The 10,429-nt window shown below is 60.4% G+C and carries 10 protein-coding genes and 1 pseudogene; 8 read left to right on the forward strand and 3 right to left on the reverse strand.

Going from position 1 to position 10,429, the window contains the following annotated elements; translation table 11 throughout:
- Nucleotides 1-24 precede the first annotated feature (24 nt).
- Nucleotides 25-1,635, reverse strand: coding sequence for a BCCT family transporter (locus B3849_RS15480; RefSeq protein ID WP_278425574.1), 1,611 nt, complete (start codon nt 1,633-1,635; stop codon nt 25-27).
- A gap of 200 nt (nt 1,636-1,835) precedes the next feature.
- Between B3849_RS15480 and trmB the strand changes: the two genes are divergently transcribed.
- The 8 genes from trmB to B3849_RS15520 all read left to right on the forward strand — a co-directional run bounded on the left by trmB (nt 1,836) and on the right by B3849_RS15520 (nt 8,637).
- A complete protein-coding gene (trmB, locus tag B3849_RS15485) occupies nt 1,836-2,537 on the forward strand; it encodes a tRNA (guanosine(46)-N7)-methyltransferase TrmB (RefSeq protein WP_235183805.1) in 702 nt (233 codons plus the stop codon).
- 92 nt (nt 2,538-2,629) lie between these two features.
- Nucleotides 2,630-3,982 carry a 3-phosphoshikimate 1-carboxyvinyltransferase gene (gene aroA / locus B3849_RS15490; protein ID WP_074634656.1) on the forward strand — a complete coding sequence of 451 codons (1,353 nt, stop codon included), beginning with the start codon at nt 2,630-2,632 and terminating at the stop codon, nt 3,980-3,982.
- On the forward strand, nt 3,982-4,596 hold the full coding sequence (locus B3849_RS15495) for a (d)CMP kinase (protein WP_278425575.1): 615 nt from the start codon (nt 3,982-3,984) through the stop codon (nt 4,594-4,596). The genes aroA and B3849_RS15495 overlap by 1 nt, the downstream gene beginning before the upstream one ends.
- Before the next feature lie 92 nt (nt 4,597-4,688).
- Nucleotides 4,689-5,066 carry a rhodanese-like domain-containing protein gene (locus B3849_RS15500; protein ID WP_260003470.1) on the forward strand — a complete coding sequence of 126 codons (378 nt, stop codon included), beginning with the start codon at nt 4,689-4,691 and terminating at the stop codon, nt 5,064-5,066.
- A gap of 305 nt (nt 5,067-5,371) precedes the next feature.
- The gene (gene rpsA, locus B3849_RS15505; RefSeq protein WP_235183804.1) at nt 5,372-7,048 is read left to right on the forward strand and encodes a 30S ribosomal protein S1; all 1,677 of its coding nucleotides are present in this window, start codon (nt 5,372-5,374) and stop codon (nt 7,046-7,048) included.
- Between the two features lie 275 nt (nt 7,049-7,323).
- Nucleotides 7,324-7,608 (forward strand): integration host factor subunit beta, encoded by a 285-nt coding sequence (gene ihfB / locus B3849_RS15510; protein WP_005849411.1) that lies wholly within the window; start codon nt 7,324-7,326, stop codon nt 7,606-7,608.
- On the forward strand, nt 7,608-7,958 hold the full coding sequence (locus tag B3849_RS15515) for a LapA family protein (protein ID WP_009825117.1): 351 nt from the start codon (nt 7,608-7,610) through the stop codon (nt 7,956-7,958). The genes ihfB and B3849_RS15515 overlap by 1 nt, the downstream gene beginning before the upstream one ends.
- A 34-nt stretch (nt 7,959-7,992) precedes the next feature.
- Nucleotides 7,993-8,637 (forward strand): phosphoribosylanthranilate isomerase, encoded by a 645-nt coding sequence (locus B3849_RS15520; RefSeq protein WP_278425576.1) that lies wholly within the window; start codon nt 7,993-7,995, stop codon nt 8,635-8,637.
- Between the two features lie 18 nt (nt 8,638-8,655).
- On the opposite strand, the gene kdsA is transcribed toward B3849_RS15520, so the two are convergent.
- Together kdsA and B3849_RS15530 are read right to left on the reverse strand one after the other, a co-directional pair.
- On the reverse strand, nt 8,656-9,489 hold the full coding sequence (gene kdsA, locus B3849_RS15525; protein ID WP_005849405.1) for a 3-deoxy-8-phosphooctulonate synthase: 834 nt from the start codon (nt 9,487-9,489) through the stop codon (nt 8,656-8,658).
- Nucleotides 9,486-10,429, reverse strand: a pseudogene (locus B3849_RS15530) (capsule biosynthesis protein); the annotation flags it as partial. The gene kdsA and the pseudogene B3849_RS15530, both read right to left, overlap by 4 nt.

Here is a 10,429-nt window from a genome sequence, read left to right on the forward strand (position 1 = left end):
CCCCTTTTGCGTTGGTGGGGGCTACTATAGATCCCCTAGGCCGGGGCGTTTGCCGATAGAGACGTGGTCGATATCTTCGGTCCGGAACCCCTTGATCAGCGAAGGGATCATCGCAAAGACCAGCAGGAAGATCGGCAAGCCGACGACCGTGATCACCTGTTGCAAGGCGGTCAGCCCCAAATCACCTGCAAGGATCAGCAGCATCGCGGCGACCAGCCCTTCGGACACGCCCCAGAACACCCGCTGGCGGGTGGGGCCGGGTTCGGGCGAACCGGTGCACAGCATGTCGACAACCAGCGACGCGGAATCCGAGGATGTTGCAAAGAAGATTGCCACCACCAGCACGGCGATACCCTGCACAATATCGGCGAAAGGGAAGCTTTCGAAAAACGCGAACATGGCAAGCGGGACAGAGTCAGCCACTGCAGCGCTCAGCGAACCGGCCTGCGCGCCAAGAGCCGTGCGCGCGGCGGTGCCGATGCCGTCAATCTCCATCGCTTGCCAGCCGAAGATAGAGAACCAGATCAGCGTGAACAGGGACGGCGCCAGGAGCACGCCAAAGACGAACTCCCGTATCGTGCGCCCCCGCGAAATCCGCGCGACGAAAAGCCCGATGAAGGGCGACCACGTGACCGTCCAGGCCCAGTAGAACACCGTCCAGCTGCCTTGCCAGCCCCAATCCCCATTCGAGGGGTTGGTATCGGCAAGCATATCATTCCAGAAGGCGAGCCGTGGCAGGTTGCTTAGGTACAGGCCAAAGGTCTCGACCATGCCGCGCAGCAGGAACAGGGTCGATCCGGTCACCAGCACAAAGACCATCAACGCCACGGCCATGCCGATATTGAGGTTGGACAGCAGCTTCACCCCCTTATCGAGCCCCGCCACGATAGACACCACGGCAACGGCGGTCAGCGCGGTCAGGATGCCGACCTGCAGCGGCACGCCGTCGTTCCACCCAAACAGCGCCGACAGACCCGCTGCGATCTGCGATGACCCCAGCCCAAGCGAGACCGCGACGCCGAACAGCGTGCCGAGGATCGACGCAATGTCGATCGCTTTGCCCCAAGGGCCGTGGATGCGCTCTTTCAACAGCGGGTAGAAGACCGAACTGACCCGCACGGGCAGATCATAGCGGTTGATGAAATAGGCAAAGGCCAGACCGGGCAGCGCGAAGATCGTCCAAGTGTGCAGCGCAAGGTGGTATGTGGCGATAGAGATGGCGTCTTGTGCGGCCCGTTCCGTGAAAGGTTCAACGCCGGGCAGGGGCGGGTCCGAAAAATGGCTGATCGGTTCGGCCACGCCCCAGAACATCAGCACGGTGCCGATGCCGCCCGCGAATAGCATGGTGAACCACGACAGGTTTGTATAGTCGGGGCGGCTGTCGCGCGGGCCAAGGCGGATATGGCCGTGACGGCTCATCGCGGCCCAGATCAAAAAGCCCAGCCAGACGTTGACGCCAAGAATAAAGAACCACCCCAGATGTGATACGATCCAAGCGCGGCCTGTAGCGAACGCATCCCCGATCGGTTCAGGGGCAAGGACAAGAGCCAGTACAAATAGGGCGGTACACAGGGCGGAAACAAAAAATATCGTAGGGTCCGTTCGTAGTCCCAGTCGACTTGCCAGTTCCCGCATTCGCATGTCCTCCGCTGCATTATTATCGGTTCTCGGTCAGGTAGAACCCTGTAGCTCAACGTAAAGTCCCTGTGATCGTTCCGGGTTTGCTGCGCCTCAAAGGGGCGGCACCGCCGTTGCGCATGGGGCGCGTGGGCTTTTGCGGCGCAGGATTACGCGAAATGTTGCGCCCGTCCCCCGCGCAGGCTAAAGCCAGCGCCATGACACATCCTGAACGCCCCCGCCGCAATTTCTACGGTCGCCTTAAAGGCAAATCGCTTAAGCAAAGCCAGAAAGGCTATATCGAAGAGGATCTAGAGGCGCTGTCGCCCGGTCCTGTCGATTGGGATGCGAACCCCGACCGTACACCGCTGGACCTGCCGACGCTGTTTGGCGGCAAACCCGTCTGGCTGGAGGTCGGCTTTGGCGGCGGCGAACATATGGTGCATCAGGCAGCGCAAAACCCTGACGTAGGCATCATCGGCTGCGAACCCTACATCAACGGGGTCGCGATGCTGTTGGGCAAGATCCGCCGTGCGGGTGTTGATAATGTGGCGATCCATCCGGGCGATGCACGCGATATCTTTGATGTGCTGCCAGAGGCGTCGATTGACCGCGCTTTCTTGCTGTACCCCGATCCGTGGCCGAAAACGCGCCACCACCGTCGTCGCTTTGTGACGCCGGAACATCTTGAGCCGTTGGCAAAGGTGCTCAAGCCCGGCGCGATCTTTCGCGTTGCCACAGACATCGAAGACTATGTGCGCCAGACGCTTGAGCAGGTGCCGCGCCACGGGTTCGAATGGCTGGCGGAACGCCCCGGCGACTGGAAAGAACCCTGGGGCGACTGGATTTCCACCCGCTACGAACAAAAAGCGCTGCGCGAAGGGCGCGTGCCGCACTACCTGACTTTCCGCAAGACCTAAGCGGGCGGGCGCGGGCCAAGAACGCTGGCGATGGACGGGGCGGGATCGCTGGTTTAAGACGGGCTTTCAGGAAGTTTTTTTGAGGGTTATCCATGTCCAGCCACGCCACGCCCGTCCCGATGACCTCTACCGCTTGCGGCCCGCTGTCCGGCGTGGCCGAGGTGCCGGGGGACAAGTCGATCTCGCACCGGTCCTTGATTTTGGGCGCGATGTGCATTGGCGAAACCACCATCAGCGGATTGCTTGAAGGCGACGACGTGCTGGACACGGCCAAGGCGATGCAGGCCTTTGGCGCGGAAGTGACCAATATGGGCGGCGGCAACTGGTCTGTGCGCGGTGTGGGCGTGGGCGGTTTCGCAGAGCCGGACGGGGTGATCGACTGCGGAAACTCGGGCACGGGGGTGCGTTTGATCATGGGGTCAATGGCGACCTCCCCCATCACCGCGACATTCACCGGCGACGCCAGCCTGAACGGCCGCCCCATGGCACGGGTCACCGATCCGCTGGCCTTGTTCGGCACGCAATCTGTCGGGCGCAAGGGCGGACGCCTGCCCATGACCATCGTGGGGGCGGCTGATCCTGTGCCCGTGCGCTACACCGTGCCAGTGCCGTCCGCACAGGTGAAATCCGCCGTGTTGCTGGCAGGGCTGAACGCCCCCGGCAAAACCGTCGTGATCGAGGCCGAGGCCACGCGCGACCATACGGAGCGGATGTTGGCGGGCTTCGGTGCCGAGATCTCGGTGGAAGACACAGATGAGGGCCGTGTGATCACTCTGACCGGCCAGCCGGAGCTACAGGCCCAGCATGTGGATGTGCCGCGCGATCCGTCCTCGGCTGCGTTTCCGGTCTGTGCTGCCTTGATTGTGCCGGGCTCCGACGTGCTGGTGCCGGGGATCGGGCTGAACCCGACACGGGCAGGGCTGTTCACCACACTGCGCGAGATGGGGGCCGACCTGACCTATGAGAACGAGCGGACCGAGGGCGGCGAGCCCGTCGCCGACCTGCGCGCCAAATTCTCGCCCGACCTCAAAGGGATCGAGGTGCCGCCAGCGCGCGCGGCGTCGATGATCGACGAATATCCGGTGCTCTCTGTCGTGGCCGCCTTTGCGCAGGGCCAGACCATGATGCGCGGCGTGAAAGAGCTGCGGGTCAAGGAAAGCGACCGGATCGACGCGATGGCCAAGGGTCTGCGCGCCAACGGGATCGAAGTGGACGAGGGCCCCGATTGGTGGGCGGTCACCGGACGGGGGCACGGGAACGTGCCGGGTGGGGCCACCTGCGCCAGCCAGCTGGACCACCGCATCGCGATGTCCTTTATGATCCTCGGCATGGCCGCAACGTCCCCTGTCAGTGTGGACGACGGGTCGCCAATCACCACGTCCTTCCCGATCTTCGAGCCGCTGATGAAACGCCTTGGCGCGGATGTGACGCGGGGGGATGCGTGATGCTGGGCTTTACCGTTGCGATTGACGGGCCGGCTGCGGCGGGCAAGGGCACTGTCGGGCGCGCTGTTGCGGCGCATTTCGGTTTTGCGCATCTGGACACCGGCCTGCTGTATCGCGCCGTAGGGGCGAAAGTGCTGGAAGGCATGACCGCCGAAGAGGCCGCTTTGACCCTGCAAGCCGATGATCTTGAGAATGACCAACTGCGCACCAACGCCGTGGCAGAGGCCGCGAGCCGCGCGGCCGCGATCCCGGCTGTGCGGGCCGCCTTGGTCGATTTCCAGCGCAGCTTTGCCATGCGGGCAGGGGGCGCGGTGCTGGACGGGCGCGACATCGGCACGGTGATCTGCCCCGATGCGCCGGTCAAGTTGTTCATCACCGCCACGCCCGAGGTCCGCGCACAGCGCCGCTTTGCCGAGCTTAGCGCCAAGGGCGCCGAGGTCACCCTCGAAGGGGTGCTGGCCGATGTGCAGGCCCGCGATGCCCGCGACAGCACCCGCGCCGAAGCACCGCTGAAGCCCGCCGAGGATGCAGAGCTGATGGATACCTCGACCATGGATATCGAAACAGCCGTGGCCCGCGCCATCGAACTGGTGGTCGCACGTAGACGTGACTAGACGCGGCGGAACGAATGTCGGTGCCCGACGTTGGTTTGGGATGTGTCTGGCGGTAGGCTGGGCACGATAGGAATAAACAAGAGGTGCTGACTATGAAGACCGCTCAAGACTATCTCGACGATGCGAATGCCGTTGTCCCCAAGATGGACGCCAAGGACGCGATTGCGAAACATGCCGAAGGCAAGGGTGTCTTTATCGACGTGCGCGATTCCGGCGACATCGCCAAAAGCGGGACCATCAAGGGCGCGCATCGTGTGCCGCGCGGCATGATCGAATTCCGCGCCGATCCCAACAAGGAAGAGATGTATAACCCGATCTTCGAAAAAGACGCAGAGATTTACCTGATCTGCGGCGCAGGCGGTCAGGCCGCGCTGTCAGGTAAGACGCTGCACGACATGGGCTACACCAATGTCACCAACATCGGCGGTTTCCCCGGCTGGAAAGAGGCGGGCGGCCCGACCGAAAGCTGATACCACACTGCGCGGATGACAGAATGGACAAGGGCAGGCTACGGTTTGCCCTTTTTGCTGACATCGCCCTGTATGAACAGGGGATCACCCGTGCCAGCCCTTGCCTTTGCCCCGAAACAGGGCTATACGCGCGACTGTCTAAGGGGCGGATACACGTTTCGGGCGCGAGATATCAGGCAGGGTCGGTTTCATCCGGCCCTCTTTGTTTTGCGGATCGAATCCCATCGCGGATGACAATTTTAACCACAGACCGGCGGAGACAACCGCGCGGCCAGAAACCAAATGCTAAAGGAAAATCAAGCTACATGGCTATGAACTCAATGGAAGACTTCGAAGCACTTTTGGAAGAAAGCTTTGAAATGGACACGCCCGAAGAGGGCTCTGTTGTCAAAGGCAAGGTTATCGCGATCGAAGCGGGCCAAGCTATTATCGACGTAGGCTACAAGATGGAAGGCCGCGTTGAACTGAAAGAATTTGCCGAGCCTGGCGAAGCACCCAAAGTGGAAGTCGGCGACGAAGTCGAAGTATTCCTGCGTCAGGTAGAAAACTCCCGGGGCGAAGCTGTCATCTCGCGCGAGATGGCCCGTCGCGAAGAAGCCTGGGACCGTCTGGAAAAAGCCTATGCCGCAGAAGAGCGCGTTGAAGGCGCGATCTTTGGCCGCGTTAAAGGTGGCTTTACCGTTGATCTGGGCGGCGCAGTTGCCTTCCTTCCCGGTTCTCAAGTTGACGTGCGCCCCGTGCGCGATGCCGGCCCTCTGATGGGTCTGAAGCAGCCGTTCCAAGTTCTGAAAATGGACCGTCGTCGTGGCAACATCGTTGTTTCGCGTCGTGCAATCCTTGAAGAATCCCGTGCCGAACAGCGTGCCGAAGTGATCGGCAACCTGACCGAAGGTCAGGAAGTTGACGGTGTGGTCAAGAACATCACCGAATACGGTGCCTTCGTTGATCTGGGCGGTGTTGACGGCCTGCTGCACGTCACAGACATGGCATGGCGCCGTGTGAACCACCCATCCGAGATCCTGTCGATCGGCGAAACCATCAAGGTTCAGGTCATCAAGATCAACAAAGAGACGCACCGCATCTCCTTGGGTATGAAACAGCTGCAAGAAGATCCATGGGATCTGGTTCAAGCCAAGTACCCGCTGGAATCCACGCACACTGGCCGCGTCACCAACATCACCGATTACGGTGCATTTGTTGAGCTGGAGCCAGGCGTTGAAGGTCTGGTTCACGTTTCCGAAATGTCCTGGACAAAGAAGAACGTACACCCCGGCAAGATCGTTTCCACCAGCCAAGAAGTCGAAGTCATGGTTCTGGAAATCGATGGCGCCAAGCGTCGCGTTTCCCTTGGTCTGAAACAGACCATGCGCAACCCATGGGAAGTGTTTGCTGAAACACACCCAGAAGGCACCGAAGTTGAAGGCGAAGTCAAAAACATCACCGAATTCGGTCTGTTTGTTGGCCTGCCAGGCGACATCGACGGCATGGTTCACCTCTCTGACCTGAGCTGGGACCAGCGCGGCGAAGAAGCGATCCAGGACTACCGCAAAGGTGACACGGTTCAAGCCGTTGTTTCCGAAGTTGATGTGGAAAAAGAACGCATCAGCCTGTCGATCAAAGGTGTGGGCGGCGACAAGTTCGCAGAAGCAGTGGGCGGCGTGAAGCGCGGTTCCGTTGTGACTGTGACCGTGACCTCCATCGAAGACGGTGGCATCGAAGTCGAATACGAAGGCATGAAAGCCTTCATCCGTCGCTCCGATCTGTCGCGTGACCGTGCCGAACAGCGCCCCGAGCGTTTCTCGGTCGGTGACAAGGTTGACGTACGCATCACCAACGTTGACGCGAAAGCGCACCGTCTGGGCGTGTCGATCAAAGCACGCGAAATCGCAGAAGAGAAAGAAGCAGTCGAGCAGTATGGCTCCTCTGACTCCGGCGCATCCTTGGGTGATATCCTGGGTGCCGCTCTGAAAGGCGACGAATAAGCCTTAGCGCTTGTTGCACAGATCAGGGGCCTCGCAGTGCAGACTGCGGGGCCCTTTTTCGTTGCGAATCGCAATCTGTGGCGAGGGGCAGGGAAGGGCGGCTGGCAGCGCTGTTCCGGGTGGTTGCGTGAAATGTGACTAAAAAATGTCTGGAAAACAGCGACTTCCCGCTACTTAATCGCAATAATAGAAATATGCATGACTTCACGAACGCGTTTGGTTTGCTATAGTCCCATCTAGTTAAGACATTAATTGCGCACCTCGGAGGACGTTAAATGATCCGGTCAGAACTGATCCAGAAGATTGCCGACGACAATCCCCATCTCTATCAGCGCGACGTGGAACGGATCGTAAATACCATCTTCGAAGAGATCACCGGCGCGATGTCCGACGGTGATCGCGTAGAGCTGCGCGGCTTTGGTGCCTTTTCAGTGAAAAAACGTGACGCCCGTGTGGGCCGGAACCCTCGCACTGGGGAAACGGTTCATGTAGAAGAAAAGCACGTGCCGTTCTTCAAGACCGGTAAACTGCTTAGAGATCGTTTAAACGGGAATTCCTAATGCGTTATGTTCGCTACCTCTGCATCGCAATCTTCGCCATTGCACTGATCGCGGTTGCCTTGGCCAACCGGTCTATGGTGTCGCTGAAGTTGCTACCGACCGAGGTATCGGGCTGGTTCGCGTTGAACCCTGAAATTCAGGTGCCGCTGTTTATTGTCATTCTGGGTAGCATCATCGCCGGTCTGCTGGTGGGTTTCGTCTGGGAATGGATCCGCGAATACGGCCAGCGTGCCGAAGCCGCACGTCAGGCCCGCGAAATGCGCCGGCTGGAACGTGAAGTGGCACGCCTGAAGGGCGAGAAATATCAGGACCAGGACGAGGTTCTGGCGCTGCTGGATCAAGCAAGCTAAGCGGGCCTACGCCCCTTAGCGCAGGAAGTATCCGATGACCCAAAATTTGCACGTGAAATTCTGCGGCTTGCGCAGCACGCAGGATATTGCGGCGGCCGCTGCGGCCGGTGCGCGCTATGTCGGCTTTGTTTTCTTTGAAAAATCCCCTCGGCACGTCACGATTGATCAAGCCGCTGAACTGGCCATAGAGGTGCCAATGGGGCTGTGTAAGGTCGCGTTGACGGTCAACGCGGATGACGCCTTTCTGGATGCGCTGACGGCGGCTGTGCCTATTGATATGCTGCAGCTACACGGCAAGGAAACGCCCGAGCGTGTCGCCGAGGTCAAGGCGCGCTATGGGCTGCCGGTGATGAAGGCAGTCGGTGTGGCCGATGCAGATGACCTGCCACAGATTGATGCCTATATGCCCGTGGCGGACCAGATCCTGATCGACGCGAAGCCGCCCAAAGGGGCAGCGCTGCCCGGTGGCAATGGATTGTCGTTTGACTGGCGTCTGATCGCAGATCGCACATGGGACAAGCCGTGGATGCTGGCGGGGGGGCTGACCCCTGACAATGTGGCTCAGGCCGCCCGTATGACCGGCGCACGGCAGGTAGATGTCTCTTCCGGTGTGGAAAGCGCGCCGGGTGTAAAGGACGCAGGGCTGATCGCGGCATTCGGAAACGCCGCGAAGGTCTAGTATTGGCAGGATGGCCCCTTAGAAGGTGAGGGGGTATTCCTTGGCCAGCGCGTCGAATTTCATCAACGACGCAACCAGCGCAGGCATCTGATCCAGATAGATCATGTTCGGCCCGTCCGACGGTGCGTTGTCCGGGTCTTCGTGGGTCTCGATAAAGACCGCGCCCACGCCAATCGCGACCGCTGCACGGGCCATGACGGGGGCGAACTCGCGCTGTCCGCCGCTGGAGCCACCTTGCCCGCCGGGCTGCTGGACTGAATGGGTCGCGTCCATCACGACAGGGTATCCGGTTTGCGCCATCTGCGGCAGGCTGCGCATGTCAGCGACCAGCGTGTTGTAGCCAAAGGAGGTGCCACGCTCGGTTAGCAGGATGCGTTTGTTGCCGGTGGATTCGATCTTGGCGACGACGTTGGGCATATCCCACGGAGCCAGAAACTGACCCTTTTTGACGTTCACGACCTTGCCCGTATTGCCCGCGGCCAGCAACATATCGGTCTGGCGGCACAGGAAGGCGGGGATTTGCAGGATGTCGACAGCCTCGGCCGCGATGGCGCATTGCGCTTCGGTATGCACGTCGGTCAGGACGGGCACGCCGATGGATTTGCCCACCGATTGCAGCACAGCCAGACCTTCGTCGATGCCAAGCCCGCGTTTGCCGCCAAGGGAGGTGCGGTTGGCTTTATCATAGCTTGCCTTGAACACGAACTGGGCGCCCACGGCATCGCATGCCTCTTTCATCTGGCCGGCGATCATCTGGGCGTGGGTTTCGCTTTCCAGCTGGCAGGGGCCTGCGATCACCGTCAGCGGGCGATCATTCCCGATGACGACATTTCCAACGGTGACTTGGGTCATTTTGTTACCTGTTCTTTCAGAATGGAGGAGGTCAGCGATAGCATGAGGTAGATGCCCGCAAAGATCAGGAATGTCAAAATCGTGTTCTCGAACTTGCGTGGATAGGACGGGGCCTGCGAGGCCACCGGACGCACCGCGACAGTAAGGTAGCGCACCTGACGGCTGGCCTCTGTTCGGGCTTGTTCCATCTGGGTCTGGGACGCCTGCAAGGCGGCATCTGCCGCGGCCAGATCGGCCTGCGCCAGTTGCAAGCTGACCGCTTGTTGCGCAAGCGAGTTGGTGCCCTCGGTCGCGCTGTTCATGCGTTCGTTCAGCTTGTCCAGTTGCGCACTGAGCCGGCGCACGTCGCCTTGGGCACCGTCCACCTTGGCGCGGTTCGGGCGCGGGTTGTCGAGCAGGGCGGCAAGCTCAAGCTCTTTTTCCAGCAGCAAGGTTTCATAATTGGTGATCTGCCCGCGGATCGATGCGATCACCGCCTGCGGGTCCACCCCGTTGTCGACCTGCAGCTTGATCAGCGCTTCCTGCGCCGCGCGGCGTTTGGCGACCGTCTGCTCAAAGGCTTCGCGGGCATCGCGCATGCCGTCTTCGCGCTTTTGTTGCGACAGGGCGTTCACGCGTTCTTCGGCATATTGCAGCAGGTGTTCGGAAAAGTCTTTCGCGACCTCGGGATCGGCGGCAATCACCTCCATGCGGATCATGCCTTCGGTCGGATCGTATCCGATTTTGACGTTGTCCTTATAGTATTTATACGCTTCCTCGTTCGACGCGTCAGGGTTCATCCGCTGGATCGGGTCGATCGCGGGGTCCGAGAAATGCTTCATAAAGCCGACATCTCGGTCCAGCCGCAGCATCGCGTCTTTTGACTGAAGGTAGCTTTGTGTCGCGATACTATCGGCGGAGTTGGCAAATTGCGTCGGCAGCAGCCCGCCTAGGGGGCCAA

The sequence above is a fragment of the Sulfitobacter sp. UBA4523 genome (assembly GCF_002388305.1).
GTDB lineage: Bacteria > Pseudomonadota > Alphaproteobacteria > Rhodobacterales > Rhodobacteraceae > Sulfitobacter > Sulfitobacter pontiacus.